19 protein-coding genes are annotated in these 20,174 nt (G+C 59.2%); 14 read left to right on the top strand and 5 right to left on the bottom strand.

The features are described 5' to 3' along the window. Window positions 1-6: 6 nt before the first annotated feature. Window positions 7-900, bottom strand: coding sequence for a tRNA pseudouridine(55) synthase TruB (truB, locus tag ABZS45_RS02840; protein WP_070445674.1), 894 nt, complete (start codon window positions 898-900; stop codon window positions 7-9). Between the two features lie 37 nt (window positions 901-937). Between truB and ABZS45_RS02845 the strand changes: the two genes are divergently transcribed. The 4 genes from ABZS45_RS02845 to ABZS45_RS02860 all read left to right on the top strand — a co-directional run bounded on the left by ABZS45_RS02845 (window position 938) and on the right by ABZS45_RS02860 (window position 5,595). Beyond that, entirely contained in the window at window positions 938-1,918 is a 981-nt protein-coding gene (locus tag ABZS45_RS02845; RefSeq protein ID WP_311520710.1) for a bifunctional riboflavin kinase/FAD synthetase, read from the top strand. After that, the gene (locus ABZS45_RS02850; protein WP_144657748.1) at window positions 1,919-2,836 is read left to right on the top strand and encodes a nucleoside hydrolase; all 918 of its coding nucleotides are present in this window, start codon (window positions 1,919-1,921) and stop codon (window positions 2,834-2,836) included. A gap of 78 nt (window positions 2,837-2,914) precedes the next feature. Next, on the top strand, window positions 2,915-3,184 hold the full coding sequence (gene rpsO / locus ABZS45_RS02855; protein WP_010190317.1) for a 30S ribosomal protein S15: 270 nt from the start codon (window positions 2,915-2,917) through the stop codon (window positions 3,182-3,184). A gap of 140 nt (window positions 3,185-3,324) precedes the next feature. Further along, the gene (locus ABZS45_RS02860; protein WP_070547208.1) at window positions 3,325-5,595 is read left to right on the top strand and encodes a polyribonucleotide nucleotidyltransferase; all 2,271 of its coding nucleotides are present in this window, start codon (window positions 3,325-3,327) and stop codon (window positions 5,593-5,595) included. A gap of 96 nt (window positions 5,596-5,691) precedes the next feature. Here ABZS45_RS02860 and ABZS45_RS02865 read toward each other — a convergent pair whose 3' ends face one another. The 3 genes from ABZS45_RS02865 to ABZS45_RS02875 form a co-directional block, all read right to left on the bottom strand. Continuing rightward, window positions 5,692-6,294 carry a hypothetical protein gene (locus tag ABZS45_RS02865; RefSeq protein ID WP_412100569.1) on the bottom strand — a complete coding sequence of 201 codons (603 nt, stop codon included), beginning with the start codon at window positions 6,292-6,294 and terminating at the stop codon, window positions 5,692-5,694. A 67-nt stretch (window positions 6,295-6,361) separates the two neighbouring features. Further along, a complete protein-coding gene (locus tag ABZS45_RS02870) occupies window positions 6,362-6,751 on the bottom strand; it encodes a VOC family protein (protein ID WP_144657746.1) in 390 nt (129 codons plus the stop codon). A gap of 180 nt (window positions 6,752-6,931) precedes the next feature. Further along, entirely contained in the window at window positions 6,932-8,083 is a 1,152-nt protein-coding gene (locus ABZS45_RS02875) for an HNH endonuclease signature motif containing protein (protein ID WP_412100570.1), read from the bottom strand. 423 nt (window positions 8,084-8,506) lie between these two features. Here ABZS45_RS02875 and dapB point away from each other — a divergent pair, with 423 nt between their 5' ends. From dapB to ABZS45_RS02910, 7 genes are all read left to right on the top strand, one after another. Continuing rightward, window positions 8,507-9,253, top strand: a complete 747-nt coding sequence (gene dapB / locus ABZS45_RS02880) for a 4-hydroxy-tetrahydrodipicolinate reductase (protein ID WP_412100571.1) — start codon at window positions 8,507-8,509, stop codon at window positions 9,251-9,253. Continuing rightward, the gene (gene thyX / locus ABZS45_RS02885) at window positions 9,253-10,002 is read left to right on the top strand and encodes an FAD-dependent thymidylate synthase (protein ID WP_070513046.1); all 750 of its coding nucleotides are present in this window, start codon (window positions 9,253-9,255) and stop codon (window positions 10,000-10,002) included. The genes dapB and thyX overlap by 1 nt, the downstream gene beginning before the upstream one ends. A 72-nt stretch (window positions 10,003-10,074) precedes the next feature. Further along, window positions 10,075-10,983, top strand: coding sequence for a 4-hydroxy-tetrahydrodipicolinate synthase (dapA, locus tag ABZS45_RS02890; RefSeq protein WP_412100572.1), 909 nt, complete (start codon window positions 10,075-10,077; stop codon window positions 10,981-10,983). Between the two features lie 2 nt (window positions 10,984-10,985). Then, the gene (locus tag ABZS45_RS02895; protein WP_070446719.1) at window positions 10,986-13,055 is read left to right on the top strand and encodes a ribonuclease J; all 2,070 of its coding nucleotides are present in this window, start codon (window positions 10,986-10,988) and stop codon (window positions 13,053-13,055) included. 43 nt (window positions 13,056-13,098) lie between these two features. Then, the gene (locus tag ABZS45_RS02900; RefSeq protein WP_395419907.1) at window positions 13,099-13,740 is read left to right on the top strand and encodes a TIGR03085 family metal-binding protein; all 642 of its coding nucleotides are present in this window, start codon (window positions 13,099-13,101) and stop codon (window positions 13,738-13,740) included. 77 nt (window positions 13,741-13,817) lie between these two features. Beyond that, window positions 13,818-17,036, top strand: a complete 3,219-nt coding sequence (locus ABZS45_RS02905; RefSeq protein WP_412100573.1) for a DNA translocase FtsK 4TM domain-containing protein — start codon at window positions 13,818-13,820, stop codon at window positions 17,034-17,036. Between the two features lie 179 nt (window positions 17,037-17,215). Beyond that, a complete protein-coding gene (locus ABZS45_RS02910; RefSeq protein WP_412100574.1) occupies window positions 17,216-18,334 on the top strand; it encodes a TerC/Alx family metal homeostasis membrane protein in 1,119 nt (372 codons plus the stop codon). 16 nt (window positions 18,335-18,350) lie between these two features. Here the strand turns inward: ABZS45_RS02910 and ABZS45_RS02915 are convergent, their stop codons facing one another. Then, window positions 18,351-18,641 carry a YciI family protein gene (locus ABZS45_RS02915; protein ID WP_049157577.1) on the bottom strand — a complete coding sequence of 97 codons (291 nt, stop codon included), beginning with the start codon at window positions 18,639-18,641 and terminating at the stop codon, window positions 18,351-18,353. A gap of 47 nt (window positions 18,642-18,688) precedes the next feature. On the opposite strand from ABZS45_RS02915, the gene pgsA reads away from it, so the two are divergent. The 3 genes from pgsA to ABZS45_RS02930 are packed head-to-tail and all read left to right on the top strand — an operon-like array spanning window position 18,689 to window position 20,154. Next, on the top strand, window positions 18,689-19,279 hold the full coding sequence (gene pgsA, locus ABZS45_RS02920) for a CDP-diacylglycerol--glycerol-3-phosphate 3-phosphatidyltransferase (RefSeq protein ID WP_412100575.1): 591 nt from the start codon (window positions 18,689-18,691) through the stop codon (window positions 19,277-19,279). Beyond that, entirely contained in the window at window positions 19,276-19,761 is a 486-nt protein-coding gene (locus ABZS45_RS02925; protein ID WP_412100576.1) for a nicotinamide-nucleotide amidohydrolase family protein, read from the top strand. Before pgsA ends, ABZS45_RS02925 begins: the two co-directional genes overlap by 4 nt. A gap of 45 nt (window positions 19,762-19,806) precedes the next feature. Continuing rightward, the gene (locus tag ABZS45_RS02930; RefSeq protein ID WP_049157573.1) at window positions 19,807-20,154 is read left to right on the top strand and encodes a helix-turn-helix domain-containing protein; all 348 of its coding nucleotides are present in this window, start codon (window positions 19,807-19,809) and stop codon (window positions 20,152-20,154) included. Window positions 20,155-20,174: the final 20 nt, after the last annotated feature.

Consider the following 20,174-nt stretch of genomic DNA (forward strand, 5'->3'; position numbering starts at 1 on the left):
AGGCAGTTATAGCGTCGAGGGGCGCGCGACGAAAACCGTGGCTAAGCGCTTTCCTTTTTCCTTGATCAAGGCAATCGACCGTCCCTGCGGGTCGACGGCCGCGTACGTGCCTTTCAACCCACGCGGCTCCAGCCACTTACCCATGGCCAAAGCTTGGGCCTCATCATCGGTGACGTCCACAACCGGATAGCTGCGAGCGAGCGCCTCGTCGAGGCTTAAGGACAACTCCGGGGAGTCTTCGAGGGCGTCGAGAGGGAGGGCGTCGTCAAGCGTGAAAGGGCCCACTTCCGTGCGGCGCAGCGCGGTAAGGTGTCCGCCGACGCCGAGGGCCTCGCCCAAATCCCGAGCCAACGAGCGGATATAGGTTCCCGAAGAACACGCCACTGAGACGTCGAGGTCGATGAACTCACCCTCGCGGCGCGTAGCGAGAATATCGAAGCGGCTGACCGTTACTGGCCGAGCCGGAAGCTCGACCTCTTCACCTGACCGCACCCTTTCATGCGCGCGCTTGCCATCCACTTTGATGGCGGAGACCGCTGCTGGGCGCTGCATAATATCGCCGGTCAAGGCAGCAATTTCTCGCGCAATGGCGGAATCCTCCACTGCGGTTGCCGGTTTGCCCCACGTTGCTTCCCCCTCCGCGTCGTCGGTGTGGGTTGCCATGCCAAGACGAATCGTTGCGTCATAGGCCTTGGTGGAGGCCACCATGTGGGCAAGAAACTTGGTGCCGCGCTCGATGCCTACGACGAGCACTCCAGTAGCCATCGGATCAAGCGTGCCTGCGTGCCCCACCTTGCGGGTGCGGAAGAAGCGGCGCAGTTTTCCCACGACGTCGTGCGAGGTCATGCCGGCGGGTTTGTCGACGACCACGAGGCCGGAACGTTCGAGCGGATCAGTCATGCCCTGCAGTCTAGGGCACCGGCCGCAGTGGGATAGCATGGTGCCCGTGGATATTTGGTACGGAATCGATAGCATCCCCACTGACCTTGGCCCGACCTCGGTGACAATTGGTGTCTTCGACGGCCTGCACCGCGGGCACCAACAGCTCGTGAGGAAGGCCGTTGAGCACGCGCACAGACATGGACAGCGCGCGGTCATGGTGACCTTCGATCCGCACCCAGTCTCCGTATTCTTGCCGGAGCGCGCTCCTCTCTCCGTGATCACTTTCGAGCGCCGCATGCAGCTGGCGGAAGAAATGGGCATCGAGGCCGTGCTCGTCATCGACTTCACCGAAGAACTCCGGGGCGTCGAGCCGCGCGACTATGTGACGGATCTCCTGGTGGAGCGTTTGCACACAGAGCACGTCGTGGTGGGGGAGAACTTCACCTTTGGAGCGGGCGCGTCCGGCACCGCGGAGGCGCTGGCGGAATTTGGCGCCGAGTTCGGCTTCGGCGTTGACATCGTGCCCTTGCTTGACGACGACGGCGAGCGCATCTGCTCCACCAACATCCGCGCCGCCCTTGCCAAGGGCGATATTGCGCGCGCGAATTGGGCGCTGGGGCGTCATTTCACGGTGACTGGGCCCGTTGTGCGTGGTGCAGGACGTGGTGGAAAGGAGCTTGGTTTCCCAACCGCCAACCAGTATTTCCCGGAATCCGTCGCCATTCCAGCCGATGGCGTCTACGCGGGCTGGTTCGTGGTTGAGCCCACCGGCGCCCCTCTGGAAGGTGATATGGAGCCCGGCGTTCCCTATCCCGCAGCCATTTCGGTAGGCACCAACCCTACCTTTGGTGACGAGGAGCGTTCGGTGGAGTCCTTCGTGCTGGACCGCGACGCTGACCTCTACGGCCACGAAGCCACCGTGCATTTCGTCGACCACGTGCGTGACATGGAAAAATTCAACTCCGTGGAGGAACTCCTGACAGCTATGGAACGTGACGTTGCCCGAGTTCGTGAAATTCTTGCCCGCGAGGTTTAAATGAAGATCATTCTCGACCTTGATACCGGAATTGATGACGCCCTTGCGCTCGCCTATGCCTTAGCGCACCCCGATCTCGAGCTGATCGGGGTTACGGGTACCTATGGAAACGTTCCGGTGGCGTTGGGCGTGCGTAACTCGCTGGCGTTGCTCGAGCTTCTCGACGCCGAGGATGTCCCCGTCTTCATCGGTCCGACGCGGCCGGACTTTAGCGTTGCTCCCATTTCTGCTTTCATCCATGGCCGCAATGGCCTTGGGGAAGTACTTCTGCCTCCGCCGCGCCGCAAGGCATACGAGGACGCAGTGGGCTTTCTTATCCGTTCGGTCCGTGAGCATGGCGAGGATCTGGTTATCGTGCCGACGGGGCCGTCGACAAGCATTGCAGCCGCCATGCGCAAAGACCCGGACTTTGCCCGCAACGCCCGCATCGTGATGATGGGTGGGGCGCTGACCGTACCCGGGAACGTCACTCCTTATGCCGAGGCCAACGTTTTCCAAGATCCCCAAGCCACGGACTATGTATTCCGCCATGCTCAGGACCTCACGATGGTGGGGCTCGATGTCACGCTGCGCACGTTGCTCACCAGGGAGCACACGAAGCAATGGCGCGGTACACCCACTGGTCGTATCTACGCAGACATCGTGGACTACTACATTCGCGCCTACAAGACGACCTCTCCGCACCTTGGCGGTTGCGGGCTCCACGACCCTTTAGCGGTAGCTGTGGCTGCCGATCCCTCGCTGGTCACCTGCCTCGACCTCAATCTGCGGTGTGAGGATACTGGCCGCACAATCGGTGACCCGGAACGCTTGGATAACCCCACCACCCGTGTGGCCGTTGCGGTAGATGACGCGCGCTTTGTTGATGATTTGATGTCGAAGCTCGGCAGCCTCTATACTTCTACTTCGGCTTGCTGACTGCGGTCCACAGTAGTCACGGGCAGCGCCTCATGGCGCAACATTTCATGTGGACTGAAATACAATAGGAGATTTTCCATGGCTTTGAGCACCGAGAAGAAGGCTGAAATCCTCAAGGAGTACGGCCTGCACGAGACCGATACCGGTTCCCCGGAGGCACAGGTTGCGCTGCTGACTTCCCGCATCAACAACCTGACCGAGCACCTCAAGGATCACAAGCACGATCACCACTCCCGCCGTGGTCTGTTGCTGATGGTTGGTCGCCGTCGTGGCCTGCTGAAGTACCTGGCTGCTAACGACGTTGACCGTTACCGCGACCTGATTTCTCGCCTGGGTCTGCGCCGCTAAGCGCTTAACTTTTGGCCCCCGCACCTTGTGTGCGGGGGTTTTCTTGTCTCATCTGCTAAAATCCTTGGACGTTGTCAGAAAACATCGAAGAAGAGGCGGCACCGAAGATCGCCATGACAGCTCCAAGGAGAGTTATATCCATGAGCGCTAAGAACGCTAAAAAGCAACCGAACAATTCCGTCGAGTTTCTTATCGACGACGATTACGGCATCACCGAGGCCATCGCCACCCTGGACAACGGCGATTTCGGCACTCGCACCATCCGTTTTGAGACGGGCCAGCTAGCTCGCCAGGCCGGTGGCTCCGTGACCACTTACCTGGACGAGGACACCATGCTGCTGTCCACGACCACCGCTTCTAACCAGCCGCGCGAAGGCTTCGACTTCTTCCCGCTGACCGTGGACGTCGAGGAGCGCATGTATGCCGCGGGTAAAATCCCGGGTTCCTTCTTCCGCCGCGAGGGGCGCCCTTCCACCGAAGCTATCCTGGCCTGCCGCCTCATCGACCGCCCGCTGCGCCCAACCTTCGTTAAGGGCTTGCGCAACGAGGTTCAGGTTGTTGTCACGGTCCTCTCCATGGACCCGGAGGAGTACTACGATGTCGTTGCCATCAACGGCGCTTCCGCCTCCACCCAGCTCTCTGGCCTGCCGGTATCCGGCCCGGTGGGCGGCGTGCGCATGGCACTGATTGCTGATGATAAGCACCCGAAGGGCCAGTGGGTGGCCTTCCCGAATAACGAGCAGCACGAGCGTGCCCTCTTCGAGATGGTCGTTGCCGGCCGCATCGTGAAGAAGGGCCGCAAGGACGACGTAGCCATCATGATGGTCGAGGCCGGCGCTGGTGTGAACGTAGCCGAGCGCATCAAGGAAGGCGCACCGGCTCCGCAGGAGTCCACCGTGGCTGAGGGCTTGGAGGCTGCGAAGCCTTTCATCAAGTCCCTGTGTGAAGCGCAGGCAGGTCTGGCGGAGCGTGCAGCTAAGGAGACACAGGAGTTCCCGCTCTTCCCGCCCTACGGTGATGATGTTTACGCGGCCGTCGAAAAGGCAGCCTCCAAGAAGCTGGAGAAGCTGCTTACCATCCCGGGTAAGCAGGACCGCGACGACGCCACTAATGAGTACATGGAGCAGGTCGAGGCTAAGCTCATCGAAGACTTTGATGACCTCGACGAGACCGATGCATCCAAACAGATCCGCAACGCCTTCAACGCCGTGATGAAGGACATCGTGCGCACCAAGATCCTCACCGAGGGCTTCCGGATCGATGGCCGTGGTGTGACCGATATCCGTGACCTCGGCGTGGAGGTTGATCTGATCCCGCGTGCACACGGCTCCTCTCTCTTCGAGCGTGGCGAGACCCAGATCCTGGGTGTGACCACCCTGGACATGCTGAAGATGGAGCAGCAGATCGATTCTTTGACCCCAGTGGAGTCCAAGCGCTACATGCACCACTACAACTTCCCGCCGTACTCCACCGGCGAGACCGGCCGCGTAGGTTCCCCGAAGCGCCGCGAGATTGGTCACGGTGCGCTGGCTGAGCGCGCGTTGCTGCCGGTGATCCCGTCCCGTGAGGACTTCCCCTACGCCATTCGACAGGTGTCTGAGGCCCTTGGTTCCAACGGTTCTACCTCCATGGGCTCCGTCTGTGCGTCCACCCTGTCCCTCTACAACGCGGGCGTTCCGCTGAAGGCTCCGGTGGCGGGTATCGCCATGGGTTTGGTCTCGGGCGAAGTCAACGGCAAGGAAAAGTTCGTGGCGCTGACCGATATTCTCGGCGCTGAGGATGCCTTCGGCGATATGGACTTCAAGGTTGCCGGTACATCCGAGTTCATCACCGCCCTGCAGCTGGATACCAAGCTGGATGGCATTCCTTCGCACGTGCTTGCCGACGCCCTCGAACAGGCCCGCGACGCCCGTGCCGCCATCCTCGACACGATGTCTGAGGTCATCGAGGGTCCAGACGAGATGTCTGGCCTAGCTCCGCGCATTACCTCGGTGACTATCCCGGTGAACAAGATTGGTGAGCTCATTGGCCCGAAGGGCAAGACTATCAACGCCATTACTGAGGAAACTGGCGCCGATGTCTCCATCGAGGAAGACGGCACTGTGTATATCTCTGCCGCTACCGGTGAAGCAGCTGACGCTGCGATCGACCGCGTGAATAGCATCGCTAACCCGCAGCTGCCGAAGGTGGGTGAGCGCTTCCTTGGCACCGTGGTGAAGACCGTGGCTTTTGGTGCCTTCGTTTCCCTGACTCCGGGTCGTGACGGCCTCGTACACATCTCGAAGCTCGGTGGCGACGAGCGCATTGAGAAGGTCGAGGACGTCGTCAATGTTGGCGATAAGATTCAGGTCGAAATTGCCGACATTGATAATCGCGGCAAAATCTCCCTGGTTCCGGTTGAGGAGGACTAATCCTCGGACTAGCTAGGACCACTAGGACCTCCTAGATCAAGGGCCCTGTAACCCAGAAATTAGCTGGGGACAGGGCCCTTATCGTTTCACCACACGTCAAACCTGGAAGTCGAGAACTAGGCGTTTAGGGTCCTCCAGGAAAGTCACTGAGTACGGTGTCTTCTTCTGTAGTCCAATGATCAATTGGGTTTGTGCCTCGAATGAGGTCGTGTATACGACTTCGCTCACCACACCAGTACCGGGAGTAGTTCCTGGCTTCATATACCTTTCTTCGAGATCGGGTGTGGAAGGCCACGGAGTTCCTTCGACCCCCAGATTGAGAAAAGTGCTTCCCTTTACTTCGACTGGATGACCTGATGCCTGCTGACGAGGATCGTCGGTATAGGCGGTGAACCAGCCGGGCTCACCTTCTCCCTCGAGGTCAACCACCACCCGCGTGAAACCGTCGTGAGCACCTACGCGCACGCCCGTCGGAATGAGGCCGCCCAACCGATCTGGCTTGTGGTGTTGGTCATCAATCGCAGCCGTCCCCATACCCGCAAAGGCAGCAACATTGGCATCCTGTTGTGAGAGAGCATTCTGCGTGTCACTGGACGGCGGCTCCGGCCCATCGATAGCAGCGGAGCTAGACGGAATTGCACTGAACTGCGGTGCCGGAGTCGTGTCTGACCCACGCTCCGCGCATGCAGTTAGAGGCATTACGCATAGGGCGCTAACGGCTGCGATGATAGCGACGGAAGAAGGTAAGTGTGACATTCTTTATTCTCTATTTCTTGAGCTGTACCAGTTGGATGAGGTTGCCTACGGTGTCATCGAAGACGGCGATGATGGAGGGGCCGACGTCAGTCGGCACCATAGTGAAATGCACTCCCTTTTCAGTGAGCTCGCTATATTCCCACTCCACGTCTGCGGATAGGAACTGGGTGACAGGGACACCGTCAGCCTTGAGTGCTGCTGCGTAGTCCTTGGCCGCGGAATGGGCCTTGGGCTCGAGCAGGAGCTCCATATCCCCTTGGCCTTCCGCATTGGTGACCGTGAGCCACCGAAAGTCTCCGTGGGTTACATCGTCCTTGACTCGAAAGCCGAGCGTATTGACATAGAAGTCGTGAGCGAGGGCAACATCATCGACGGGTACTGAGGCAATGTAGATCTGCATTCACTCCATCCTAACCGGCATGACTAAGTCCAGCCGGCCCCAAATGGCAACAGTTGGGGCGAGCCTGACTGGGCTTCGGCAGTGCAGTCGTCGTCTGTGACGACGGTGGTTGTGTTCCTGGTTTCTTGGGTTCTTTCCTTTCTGCTGGATTGGTGTCGTCGTTTTATTCGACGGTGAGGTTTAGAAGGGGATGTCGTCGGTGCTGGCATCTGTGTCGGTGGTGTCCGCGTCCTCGGCTTCGGCCTTGGCTTGTTGTTGTGCGTAGTCGTCGAGTTCTTGTTTTAAATGTTGGGCTTCCTCGCGGATGCGTTTCCTGGTGGCGGTGATGTGTTGGGCGACTGTTTGTGCCCAGCGTTTCTGTTTTGGTGCTAGCGGCCCGTCGGCTTCGGTAATAGTCCAGGTGCCATCCTCAAAAAGCCAGATGACATCCCCGCTGTAGGGGTCCAGCAGGTATTTGAGGGTGCCATCGGTTTTCATGTTGTGATGGCTTTGGCATAAACACGCTAGGTTCTTCGGGTGGGTTGGTCCGCCTTCGGCCCAGTTGTGTCGGTGATCCAACTGGCTGAGAAAAGCAGGCTCGCCGCATCCGCCGACCCGGCAGGTACCGTCGCGGCCTTCGACAAGTTTGCGCATAATCAGGCCGGGTTGGTAGCCGTCGGCTTCGGCGACCTCACCGGTTAAATCTCGCACCTTGTCATGTGGCATGGGTTCAGCTCGCCAGCCGAAGCCTTCGATAAAGGTTGGTGCGTTATCAATATCGCGGGCTTGGTAGGTGTGGAGCACCACCGTAGCTGGTGGCTTTATTTCACCGGAAAGCAGTTTGATGACTGCCTCAGGGACAGTGATGTCTTCCTTGGCGGCGGTCTGGTGGATGAAGGCATCAAGTTTCATGCCGGTGTCTTCTTCAACCTGCAGTTCCAACCAGGCAGAGGTACCGTTAGAGGAAAACCGGTAGGTATCTTTAGGGCGGGTATCCCGATAGGCAATGGAATCATCCAGTGTTTTACATATATCGCGGACTTTGCGCCTGATTTGACTACGTGTAGGAAAAGCCTGATTCGGTTTAGAAGGGGTAAAGAAGTCAGCCAGGATAGTGTCGATAAAATCCAGGGTTTCTTTTGTTAGGGCTGTCAGTGCTGACATGGGTTGATCAATAGCAATGAGGGATTCAATGTCGAGCAGGCAGTGGGTGTCTTGTATGGCTTTGACTTTCGGCAGGCTGTTAAGGCGGTGGATAGCGCGCAGGCCTGATTTGATGTGGCCTTCTGGCAGTGACCAGGCCGCGACCAGGGATAGTGCGGTGGTGTTGATATCGGCGTCGAGGCTGGGCATGGCTGCCTGCCAGGTCTCATAGGTAGCACGTCGTGCTTTGGAGCGGGCTATAGCATGTGGGTTATTAGGGTTGGTGGTGGAAAAGAAGAAGGTTGGCGGGCGTGTAGCAGTAGTGGTCATGGTCTCCCCCGAGATCAACATGAGTTAGAAGAAGTGTTCTAACCATGATTCTAGTACCACACGCCCCACATAGCCATAGTTAGCGCTAAATTCATGTCAAGTTGTCACTATAAACGGGGGTAGTCACCATGGGTTAGCCAGGACATTCGATGCCGAATGATTTGAGTGGTGTCGCCTGTGTCCGCAACGAAAGGAAGAAGATGCGTATTAAAGGCAGCCTTTTGAGCCCTGTCTGAAACCTCGCCGGTGTCAGGGATAGACTGGGCACAGTTAACCGCACGAACACGTATGAAGGGATTGTCAATGACTATCAAGGTAGGCGTCTTGGGGGCTAAAGGGCGCGTGGGCCAAGCAATCGTGGAAGGCGTTAATGCGGCAGAGGATTTGGAGCTAGTTGCTTCCATCGACCGCGAGACCCCGTTGGAGAAGCTGGTTGAATCTGGTGCCGAGGTCGCCGTCGACTTCACCCAGCCGGCATCGGTCATGGATAATCTAGAGTTTTGCATCGCACATGGCATCCACGCTGTTGTGGGGACCACGGGATTCGATTCAGAACGCCTAGCCAAGGTGGAGGAGTGGACTAAGAAAGAGGGCGCCGGCAACGTTCTCATCGCCCCGAACTTCGCTATTTCAGCTGTACTGACCATGGTGTTTGCCGCGCAGGCGGCGAAGTTCTTTGACAGTGCCGAGGTAGTTGAATACCACCACCCGAACAAGCTCGATGCGCCGTCCGGTACCGCGGTTCACACTGCGCAGGGCATTGCAAAGGCTCGCCAGGAGGCAGGCTTGGACGCTATGCCGGACAAGACCGAGCAGTCTCTCGATGGAGCGCGCGGCGCAGACGTCGATGGTGTTCACGTCCACGCAGTCCGTATGCAGGGAATGGTGGCTCATGAAGAAGTTATCTTCGGCACTCAAGGCCAGTCCTTGACCATCCGTCAGGATTCCTATGACCGCTCTTCCTTTACCCCCGGTGTTTTGCTGGGTGTACGAGAAATTGCATCCTACCCAGGCTTGACCGTGGGACTTGAGAAGTACTTGGGGCTGTAATGGCAAAAGTCTCTGAGCTTGATGTCCAGCTCATTGCGGCAACCGCATTCCATGCGCCGCGAGGAGTGGACTGGGAGGTTGATGAGGGGGCGTCGGAAAGCGAGGCTCTAGTCGAATTTGCCGGGCGCGCCTGTTATGAGTCCTTCGACAAGCCGAACCCTCGTACCGCCTCAAATCAGGCCTATCTGCACCACATTCTGGAGGTAGGCCACGACGCATTGCTGGAGCATGCCACGGCGACGCTCTATATACGGGGACTGTCGCGGTCGGCGTCGCATGAGCTGGTTCGCCACCGTCATTTCTCCTTCTCGCAGCTCTCGCAGCGCTTTGTGCATTCCGAGGAAGCAGAGGTAGTTCTGCCCAAATTCATTGCGGAGGATGAACAGCTAACGCGGTTGACCTTGCAGGCGGCCGACGAAGCGAGGTTTGTCTACGAGGAGCTCCTTGACGCTCTCGAGTCCAAGCTGGAAGAGGAGCCAAATGCATTGCTGCGCAAGAAACAGGCTCGACAAGCAGCGCGTGCGGTATTACCCAATCTCACGGAATCCCGCATCGTCGTGACGGGAAACTATCGTGCGTGGCGCCACTTTATTGGCGCGCGGGCGACTGAACAGGCCGATACAGAGATGCGCCAGCTCGCCGTCACGTGTTTAAAGCTCTTGCGGGAGCAATCGCCGGTGCTTTTCGACGACTTCCATATCACCACCCTGGCTGACGGTACCGAAATGGCCTCGAGTCCCTACGCTTAAAGCACTCAGTAGGAGACTCGCGCACGACCCCGATGCGGCCAATGGGGGCGAAAGCAGGTAATCTTGACGCCTATGAGCACAGGTATGACAGCACAGGCAGGCGTCGACACCTTCGGACGCGTAGGCGTAGCTATGGTCACTCCATTTGACCAGGACGGCGGCTTGGACGTGTCCGCTGGTCGTCGCCTAGCAGCTCATTTGGTTGATAACGGCGTAGATTCGCTCATTTTGTCTGGGACCACGGGCGAATCACCGACGACGTCGTTGGATGAGAAACTGGAGCTGTTCGCAGCTGTAAAGGAAGAGGTAGGCGGCCGCGCTAAGTTGTGCGCTGGTGCGGGAACTAATAACACCGCCACCAGTATTGAGGCAGCGCGCGCTTTCGCTGATGCGGGAGCAGACAGCCTTCTGGTCGTGACCCCGTATTACTCCAAGCCTTCCCAGGCTGGTGTGTACGCGCACTTTAGCGCTGTGGCTGACGCCGTGGACCTCCCAATTTGTCTGTACGACATTCCTGGCCGCTCGGGCATTCCGATTGAGACGGAGACCCTTCTTCGCCTCGCGGAGGTGCCGAACATCAAGGCTGTTAAGGACGCCAAGGGCGACCTTGTAGCAGCCGCACCGCTTATCCAGGAAACCGGTTTGGCATGGTACTCCGGAGATGACGGACTGAACTTGCCGTGGCTGGCCCTCGGTGCTTCGGGCGTTATTTCCGTGATTGGCCATATTGCTCCGCGGGCCCTGGCTGATCTCTACGTAGCCTTCGATGAAGGCGATATTGCACGTGCACGAGAGATTAACGCGAAAACTTTGTCCCCGCTCGTCGAGGCACAAGGTCGCCTCGGAGGAGTAACTCTTGTTAAAGCTGCCCTGCGCCTGCAGGGTATTGAAGTTGGAGAACCTCGTCTCCCAGTTACCGCGGCTGACGCGGAGGAGATCGAGGCTCTCCGCCACGATTTGGAAAAGGCTGGAGTCCTTTAAGAATGACTGAATCCCGTAATCGCTCCCGCAAGGTAACCCGTAAGGCGGGTCCGCCTTCGGAGACTGAGACCGCCTCGAATGAGGCGGCTTCGCCGGTTTTCCAAGCGCCGAACGAATCGGCTGCTTCCGGCGCCACCTCTAAGGAGTCTGGAAACTCTGACGACGGCAACCGTCGTTCCCGTTCTCGTGGTTCCCGTGGCGGCCGTGGTCGCGGCCGCGGCGGCAACAACAACCACAACAACGGCAATAGCAACAACGGTGGTCGTAACAACCGTAACCGCAACAACAACCGCGGTCGCCGCAATGTGCCCAAGTCCATGCAGGGCGCGGACTTGACTAAGCGTCTGCCAGAGCCGCCGAAGCAGCAGAAGGATTCGCTGCGTATTTATGCTCTGGGCGGTATTTCTGAGATCGGTCGAAACATGACCGTCTTCGAGTACCAGGACGAAATGCTCATCATCGACTGTGGTGTGCTCTTCCCGTCCTCCGGTGAGCCGGGCGTGGACCTGATTCTCCCGGACTTTGGCCCGATTGAGAAGAAGATTCACAAGGTCAAGGCGCTCGTCGTCACCCACGCACACGAGGACCACATCGGTGCGATTCCGTGGCTGCTGAAGCTGCGCCCGGATATCCCGATCGTGGCTTCGCGCTTCACCATTGCGCTGATCGCGGCCAAGTGTAAGGAGCACCGCCAGAAGCCGAAGTTCGTAGAGGTCAACGAGAAGTCCGATGTGAACTACGGTCCGTTCCGCTGCCGTTTCTGGGCAGTGAACCACTCCGTCCCGGATGCGCTTGGCGTCATGCTGGGTACCCCGGCCGGCAACATCATCCACACCGGTGATATCAAGCTGGACCAGACCCCACTGGATAATCGTCCGACGGATCTGCCGGCCCTGTCGCGTTACGGCGATGAGGGCGTGGACCTCATGCTGTGTGACTCCACCAACGCCAACATACCGGGTGTGTCTGCCTCTGAGGGCGACATTCCGGCAACGTTTAAACGCCTGGTGTCTGGGGCCAAGCAGCGCGTGATCATCGCCTCCTTCGCCTCCAACGTTTACCGCGTGCAGGCGGCTATCGACGCCGCCGTGGCCGCCGGCCGCAAGGTTGCCTTCAACGGTCGCTCCATGATGCGCAACATGGAAATTGCGGAGAAGATGGGCTTCCTGAAGGTCCCGCGCGGCACCATTATCCCGATCGATGAGGCGGCCAAGATGGCTCCGCACAAGGTGCTGCTCATTACCACCGGTACCCAGGGTGAGCCGATGGCGGCGCTGTCCCGCATGGCACGCCGCGAGCACCGCCAGATCACGGTTCGCGATGGTGACCTCATCATCTTCTCCTCCTCCCTGATTCCGGGTAACGAGGAAGCCGTGTTTGGCGTTATCAACATGCTTTCTCAGATTGGTGCTGAAGTCATCACCAACAAGGAAGCTAAGGTTCACGCCTCCGGCCACGGCTACGGGGGCGAGCTGCTCTTCCTTTACAACGCTGCCCGCCCGAAGAACGCGATGCCGGTGCACGGTGAGTGGCGCCACCTCCGCGCGAACAAGGAGCTGGCTATTTCCACCGGTGTGGCCCGCGACCGCGTGGTCTTGGCTCAGAACGGTGTTGTCGTCGATCTGCGCAACGGCCGCGCTGAAGTTGTCGGCCAGATCCCTGTGGGCAACCTCTACGTCGATGGTGTGTCGATGGGTGATGTCGACGCAGATACCCTGGCGGACCGCACCAACCTGGGTGCTGGCGGCGTTGTTTCCATCACCTGCGTCATTGATAACCGCACCTCGCGCCTGCTCGAGCACCCGACGGTGTCCACAACGGGCTTCTCCGACGATGACCGCGGAATCGTGCCCGAGGTGGCTGAGATGGTGGAGAACACCATGAATGACCTCGCAGCGGAGGGTGAGAACGATACCTACCGCATGGTGCAGAAGCTGCGCCGCAAGGTGTCGAAGCTCATGGATTCCAAGTACAAGCGCGAGCCGGTGATTCTGCCGACCATTGTGCCGACGAACTCGGATATCTTGCTGCCTGACGACGACGAAGTTCACGCTTCCCGTGAATCGCTCTAGGCTTTAGGCCAACAGCGCCCCAGCGTTCCCGTCTTTGGTGGGTATGCTGGGGCGCATGTCGTTTTCCTCAAGCGAGCGCGCCAAAATGGTGGCGTTATTTCATGAACTTGGTCCCGACGCACCGACGTTGTGCGTGGGCTGGTCGGCCCATGACCTCATAACGCATTTGTGGGTTCGTGAGAACCGCCCTGATGCTGCGATCGGGGCTTTTATCCCGGCACTGTCTTCTCATGCTGATGACATCGCTAGGAAGATTCGTGCGCAGAAGGCATATGAGGAGCTTGTTGATTCCTGGGGTAGGGGAGCGGGCAGACTGAATCCTTTGCGCTATGCGGACTCGGTGTTCAATGCTGCGGAGCACTTTGTGCATCATGAGGATCTTCGCCGCGCCAATGGTCACACTGAACCGCGGGATTTGTCACGAGCCGCACACGCCGAGCTTCTTGCGCCGTTGAAACTACTAGGCACACGGCTGTTATCACGTTCTCGCCGTCCTGTCGTGCTGGAACCACAGGGCTTTCCACCGATCGTGGCCGCGGATAAGCGGCGCGTTTCGGAGCAAGGCGATGCAGTGGTGCGGGTGCGTGGCACCGTGGCCGAATTGCTTTTGTGGGCTTTCGGCCGCGAGGCCGCGCGGGTTGAGATCGAGGGCGATACCTCCGCCATCGTTAGGTCAAGCCTGTAGGCTGAACTGCGAAAATTCTTTAGCATGCGCGTGTGGCGCATGTGGTTAATGGTGCGTTTGCTACTAGAGTGGCAGGCATGTCTGTCAAGAACGCTCCGTCTCGCGCCTCCGGTCGAGGTCGCACCGTAAATCGGGCGCGGCCGTCGGGCCGCACAAGCTACTCGCTGACGTCTGCAACCCGCGCTGCCGAGACCTCCGAGGAGAGGACCGGCAGCGCCTTTCGTGCCGTTGGCCGCGGACTCGGCAGCGTTTTTGGCGCCACCGCCAAGGGCATGGGAAGCATGGCGCGGGGAGTCGGGCATGGCCTCGCTGGGCTTAAGCCAGCTGAAGCGGGAAGCCGGGACGAGGATCTCTACGATTCTGCTTATGATGCGCCCCATGATGAGGGGGCAATTGATGATTACGACGAGTTGAGGGAGCCAGGGGAAATTTCTGGACGCGCGAAGAATAAAAAAACTAGCAAGAGGGCAGAGGGCGCTGCTTCGTCGAAGAGCAAGGTGACCCGGGCCCATGACGTCGACGGTGATATGCCGACGACCGTTATGGAGCGCCCTACTCGCATGGAGAAGAGCATTCGTGTCTCTAATCCAGATGCGGTTGCGCTCGTGCTGATTGGTGTGGCCATCATCCTTGCCTGTGCAACGTGGTTCCAAGTCGCCGGCATTATCGGTGAATACCTCACCAATGCTGTTCGCTACGTCATTGGTGCTGGCGCCTATGTCCTTCCCGTGGCATTGATTGCGGTTGCCATCGCGCTCATGATGGACCTGTCCGGTCCTGCGGGCCATTTCAAGCCGCGCGTCGTGGGTGGCACCGCCCTCATCGTGGTGTGCATGCTCAGCCTCATCCATATTTTCGCTGGGCTCCCGAAGCTGACCTGGAAGGACAATGCCGCCGGAGAGGCCGGTGGTGGCATCGGGTATCTAGTAGGCGAGCTATTGGTAGCGGCCTTCTCCAGCTATGTGGCGGTGCCACTGCTTTTCCTGCTCATCGTGTACGGAGCGCTCAATATCACTGGCATCACCCTGCGCGAGGCATATGACTTCGTGGCCGCCCAGTTTTCCGCGCTCCTCGGCGGACTCCGCGATCGGAAGAACCGCTCAGATGAGGAGCTGCTTGACGACGCCCCCGCGGACGATTACGGCTACGCCAGCGAGGACATCGACGCCATCGCCGAAGGGCGCGAGCGTCCCGCACGCCCGGCGTATACTCCGCGCCCGCGCCCGAAGCTGACACCGAAGCAGCCCCCGAGGCAGATGCCGGATGAGAATGCCACGGTTTCCTTTGACTCCGCGGCACAGCCAGTATCCCAGGAGCCGGTACAGCACGGCCGCCCAAGCTTTGATAGCCGAGTCGATGACACAGATGAGATCCCTGTCGTGTCGGAACCGGAACCTGCTCCGCAGTCGGAGCAGACGGCGGCACCGCAGCCAGTATCCAAACCAGCACCGAAAAAGCGTCCCCGCGTGGACGTCGGTGGTGCCGCCGGTGCAGCACTGGGAGCGGCGGCTGCCGAGGCGTCGGCAAGCGCAGCGTCGGCTGGCTCAGCGGGAGAGGACGTGGTCTCCGCCGCTCATTCCGAGGCAGTGCGTATGTTCCAGGAACGATCCGGACGTGATGCGCGAACGGGTGCCAAGATTGAGGATGAAGCCCAGAGCGTAGCCGAAGAAACACCCGCAGCTCCGAGTGGTGCGGAAGACACTGCCCTGGGCGGCGGCTACGATGTGCCGACGACGGACCTGCTCACCGCCGGCAAACCTGCGAAGGCACGCACGGAGGCTAACGATCGCATCATCGAGGCCATCACCGAGGTCTTTGAAGAATTCAAGGTCGATGCCCAGGTAACCGGTTTTAGTCGTGGTCCGACAGTCACGCGCTATGAGATCGAGCTGGGCCCTGGCGTCAAGGTCTCGAAGATTACAAACCTGCAGTCCAACCTGGCCTACGCCGTCGCGACGGATAACCTGCGCCTGCTCACCCCGATTCCGGGCAAGTCCGCAGTTGGCATTGAGGTGCCCAATGCGGACCGAGAGATGGTGCGTCTGCGCGATGTCTTGGATTCCCCGGCACTGCGCGCCGACCATGACCCCATGCTGATTGGCTTGGGCAAGGATATCGAAGGCGAGTACACCTCCTTCTCCGTGAAGAAGATGCCGCACCTGCTCGTGGCCGGCGCAACCGGTTCGGGTAAATCGGCGTTCGTGAACTCCATGCTGGTCTCGCTGTTGACCCGCGCGACGCCGGAAGACGTCCGCCTCATCCTCGTCGACCCGAAGATGGTGGAGCTCACGCCGTACGAAGGTATCCCGCACCTCATCACTCCCATCATCACGCAGCCGAAGAAGGCTGCGGCGGCCCTGCAGTGGCTGGTGGAGGAGATGGAGCAGCGCTACATGGATATGCAGGCTGCCCGAGTGCGCAAGATTGAGGACTTCAACCGGAAGGTCCGCAGTGGCGAATACCAGGCTCCTGCCGGCTCCCAGCGTGAAATGCGCCCGTACCCGTACATCGTGTGTGTCGTGGACGAGCTCGCAGACCTCATGATGACAGCCCCGAAGGAAATCGAGGATTCCATCGTCCGCATCACCCAGAAGGCGCGCGCAGCCGGCATTCACCTTGTGCTCGCAACGCAGCGCCCGTCCGTGGACGTGGTGACCGGTCTTATTAAGACCAACGTTCCTTCTCGTCTGGCTTTTGCGACGTCCTCGCTTACGGACTCTCGAGTCATCCTGGATCAGGGTGGAGCCGAGAAACTCATTGGTATGGGCGATGGCCTCTTCATCCCGCAGGGCGGCCGCCCAGTGCGTATGCAGGGTGCGTTCGTCTCCGACGAGGAGGTGCAGGCGGTTGTCGATGCCGCGAAGGCACAGGGCTCGCCGAACTACACGGAAGGTGTGACGGACGATAAGGCCTCGGAGGCGAAGAAGGAGATCGACGAAGAGATCGGCAAGGATATGGACGACCTCTTGGAGGCCGTCGACCTTGTGGTCACCTCCCAGCTGGGCTCCACGTCGATGCTCCAGCGCAAGCTGCGCATCGGCTTTGCCAAGGCCGGTCGACTCATGGACCTCATGGAGTCGCGCGGTGTGGTTGGGCCTTCCGAAGGCTCCAAGGCGCGTGAGGTATTGGTCAAGCCGGAGGAGCTCGACACCATCATCTGGATGATCAAGGGCGCTGACCCAGCAGAGGCCCCGAAGGAGGTCCAAGACGCTGAAGGTACCGGAGGGACGGACGACGCTGAAGCCGATACCCGCACCGTAGAAATCTCCGCTAACCCCTCCACAGGTGCGTTCTAAGTTCCGTGTAGGATAGGACGAGTCTTGGAGGGGAGTACCCCAATCCACGGCGTCGATCGTCAACACGGCAACTGCGGTACAGTTCCCGGTCGCGCCGGCTAGCGAGGCTTTAAAATCGGCTTGCTAGCGGGGGAGACCTCCGGTCTTTATTGTCGTGTCGACCGGAGGGATATCTCATTATGCATGTGCCACTGTGGGTCTGGGCCATCACCATGGCGGTGATCTTGGGCTTTTTTGTTTTCGATTTCTATAGCCACGTCCGCTCGCCCCACGAGCCCAGCATCAAGGAATCTGGTGGGTGGACACTGTTCTACATGGCCGTCGCCGTTGTCTTTGGCGGAGTTGTATGGGTGCTGTGGGACAGTGAACATGCGGCACAGTTCTACACCGGTTGGGTGACGGAACAGGCGTTGAGCGTGGATAACCTGTTCGTGTTCTCGCTCGTCATGGGCTCCTTCAAGATTCCCCGCAGGTATCAGCAGAAGGTCCTGCTCATCGGTATCGTCCTAGCGCTGGTTTTCCGCCTTGTCTTCATCTTGATGGGCGCGGCCATTATTGCGGCATGGTCTGATGTCTTCTACCTGTTTGCCATCTTCCTTATTTACACCGCAGTGAAGCTGCTCATTGATGAGATTAATGGCACGCCTGAGACCGATCCCAATGACATGCTGGTGGTCAAGTGGCTGCGCAAGGTGGTCCACGTAACCCCGCGCTACCACGGCGACAAGCTCACTCACCGTGAAGAGTCAGGTGAAAAGAAGGGCAAGTTTGCCCTGACCCCGCTTTTTATTGCGCTGGCGGCCATCGGGCTTATCGACGTCATGTTTGCCTTCGACTCCATCCCAGCTATCTACGGCATTACCTCGGAGCCTTTCCTGGTCTTTACCACCAACGCCTTCGCTCTCATGGGTCTGCGCCAGATGTTCTTCCTCATCGATGGTCTGTTGGATCGCTTGGTTTACCTGCCTTATGGCCTGGGTATCATCTTGCTGTTCATCGGTGTCAAGCTGCTCTTCCACGCTTTGCATGAGAACAACGTGCCCTTCATCAACGGCGGCGAGAATGTCAGTGCGGTACCGGAAATTACGACCATGGTGTCGCTGCTGGTCATCGTTGGCGTCCTCCTGGTTACGGTGTTGCTGTCGGTGTGGAAGGACAAACGCGACCAAGCCCAGGGTGGTGTGGTGATTTCCCACAACCACTACGACTGGGACGATTATGGCAACAAGATCGTTCGCAACAAGGAGGGTGAGCTCGTCGGCAAGGCGGACGAGCTTCCCAAGTCCGAGCTGCCCTAAACTCGGGCAGCGGAGTTTAGAAGGAATTAATAACGGGATTCCACTCGCGGAAGGCGCGCCCAGTGACAGCGCCTTCGGTGTAGAAGGGATCCTGGTCCATGAGAGCGATGACATCGGCCACCTTTACGGACTCATCCTCAAATTGCAGGACGATGAGCGCCCCACCCTTGGAATCGGTGTAGGGGCCAGAGCCACAGATCTGGCCCTTGTCGTGGAGCGCGCCGATGAACTCGCGGTGCTGTGGGCGCACCTCAGCAATGACCGGGTTAGATGGATTGTATTCATAGGAGACTGCGAAGTACTTCATAACGACCATGGTAGTGCTCGCTCGAGCGGCAGGGAGGCCACGGTAGGATGAAGAGCGTGAATGATTCTCAGGCTGCGCGCAACCAATCTCGAACCACGGATGTAAACCCCGAGGTCTCCAATTGGAACCTGCCCAACATCCTGACCAGTTTGCGCATCCTCTTTATCCCCTTGTTTGCCTGGCTGGTGCTCGCCGGCCATGAGTGGTGGGCCTTCCTCTGCTTCGCGCTCTTGATGCTTACGGATAAATTAGATGGGGATATTGCACGCGCGCGGGGACTCATCACTAACTTTGGCAAGATTGCGGACCCGATCGCGGATAAAGCCCTGATGACCGCGGCCCTCGTGTGCCTCAATATCACCGGGGCTTTGCCGGTGTGGATCACCGTGCTAATTCTGTTTCGCGAATTCGGCATTACGATTTGGCGCTTCCTCTTGCTGCGTCAAGGAAAAGTGGTTCCGGCTTCCCAAGGCGGAAAGCTCAAGACAGCGTTGCAGACTGTGGCGGTGGCGCTGTACCTCTGCCCGCTGCCAGGGTGGATGGATATTCCGAGTTTGCTCGTGATGTTGGCCGCTGTCGTCGTGACCGTAGTGACCGGCATCCAGTACCTTATCGATGGCCGTAGGGAGAACCAGTGAGCATTGAGGTGCAATTAGTATCCACGCTCCGCGAACGCGGCGAAACCGTGGCGTTCTGTGAGTCCCTTACTGCCGGTTTGGCCGCTGCAACGGTGGCGAGTGTGCCGGGAGCCTCGGCGGTGTTGCGGGGCGGTCTGGTGACATATGCGACAGAGGTCAAGGCACATTTCCTCAACACAACCGTGGATGCTCTTGAGGCACAGGGAGTGGTGTCGGCCGCGACGGCCGCGGAGATGGCTGAAGCAGCGGTCGTCGACATGCGTGCGGATTGGGGAATAGCGCTGACCGGTGTTGCCGGGCCAGACCTCCAGGAAGGCAAACCCGCGGGAACCGTATACGTGGGGCTGTGCGGGAGGGGCGAGGGGGGCGTCGTCAAGCGTGGCGTTCTCTATGAACTTCCGGCTGAAGGGCGTAACGCGATCCGCGCTGCTGCGGTTCAGGCGGCATTGAGCCTTCTCCTATCAACTCTTGAAGAAAAATAGTTGATTGTGGGAACAAGTACGACTGCTGAGCCGTTGTACGGGGTGATGAACACTTCAGTTGCACTACTCGATAAACCCACCCAGTCCCCGGCGCGGTCGACGCGGACTCCTGAACCGCTGCTGCGTGAGGCCCTCGGATTAACGCTTCGCGCCTTCCGCGCGGATAAAGGCGTGACCCTCCGCGAACTCGCCGGTGTGGCGCGTGTTTCCCCGGGATATCTTTCGGAGCTGGAGCGTGGCCGCAAGGAGGTTTCCTCCGAGCTGCTGGCCTCTGTCTGCCATGCACTCGATGTCAGCGTCTCCGATGTCCTCATTGAGGCGGCCGGCTACATGGCGTTGCCGTCGATGGATGAGGAACTTGCATCCACTGCGCCAGCTGCATCCGAGTTATAGAACTGCGGCGTAGCTCTCCT

Origin of the sequence: Corynebacterium aurimucosum (assembly GCF_046895345.1) — a bacterium.
Taxonomy (GTDB): Bacteria; Actinomycetota; Actinomycetes; order Mycobacteriales; family Mycobacteriaceae; genus Corynebacterium; species Corynebacterium aurimucosum_G.